General features: G+C 69.5%; 2 protein-coding genes. Both read right to left on the reverse strand.

Annotated elements, in window-relative coordinates:
- A partial coding sequence (locus tag AOK01_RS33835; protein ID WP_483855255.1) for an MFS transporter occupies positions 1–524 on the reverse strand: 524 nt, incomplete at its 3' end.
- 67 nt (positions 525–591) lie between these two features.
- On the reverse strand, positions 592–1,133 hold a 542-nt coding region (locus tag AOK01_RS33840), incomplete at its 5' end, for an HAD family hydrolase (RefSeq protein WP_055518456.1).

Genomic DNA, 1,133 nt, shown 5'->3' on the forward strand with positions numbered 1-1,133 from the left:
GCGGCGGGCAGCAGCACCACCACGACGGGCAGATACGACACGAACAACGCGAGATCCCAGTGCGCCCCGGCCCACGCGAGCGACGCCCCGATGATCCCGCCGAGGCTGTACGCGGCATGGAAACCGAGCATGATGCTGCGCCCGTAGGTGTGCTGGAGGCTCACCCCGAGCATGTTCATCGACGCGTCGAGGGCGCCGACGGCCAGCCCGAAGGCGGCGAGCGAGAGCCCGAGCGCCCACAGCCCGTCACCGGCCCCCACGCCGAGCAGCGCAAGCAGCACGACCGGCTGGGACCAGCGCAGTACGTGACTGGGTGGCACCCGCTTCACCAGCTGCTCGGTGCAGACGCTCCCGACCCCGGCGAGGATCGGCACGGCGGCGAGGAAGGCGGGCAGCAGCCCGTCCGACACCCCGTACCGGTCCTGGATCGCCGGGATACGTGTCACGAGCAGCGCAAAGGCGACGCCCTGGGCGAAGAAGCTGAACGCCAGCGAAGCCCGGCCACGCCGCAGTACGTCGGTCATGGCGGCTCAGCGTAGGGCTCAGGCTTACCCGTGGGTAGACCGATCAGAAGATGAATTTCCCTCAGCTTCAGCTCTGAAGCAGCGCGATCAGCTCGCTCATCTCCCCGAAGAGCCGGTCGGCCCCCGCCAGCCGCTCGGCCGGTGTCATCGCCGTGAAGCCGTAGACGTCCATCCCCGCCGCGCCGGCCGCCCGCACCCCGAGCGGACTGTCCTCGACGACAAGGCACTTCTCCGGGGGTACGCCCATCCGCGCGGCCGCGTACAGGAAGAGATCCGGCGCCGGCTTGCCCCGCCCGACATCCTGCGAACTGAAGATGCGCTCGTCGTCGAACCACCGGTCAAGACCGGTCTTCCGGTGCCCCACCCGGATCCGCTCATGGCTCCCGGACGACGCCACGCAGTACGGAACCCCGTCCGCGGCCAGCTTCTCCAACACCTCCACGACTCCCGGCACCGGCTCCAGCTCCCGCTCGAAGGCGGCGAACACCCGCCCGTGAAAGACATCGTCGAAGTCGACCGGCAACCGCTTCCCGGTCCGCTCCTCGATCAGGTCGTGTACGCGATGCATGGCGGCCCCCATGTAGTCGCGCAGGGAGTCCTCGTACGAGG

It is taken from the genome of Streptomyces aurantiacus, from assembly GCF_001418335.1.
In the GTDB taxonomy this organism is placed as follows: domain Bacteria; phylum Actinomycetota; class Actinomycetes; order Streptomycetales; family Streptomycetaceae; genus Streptomyces; species Streptomyces aurantiacus.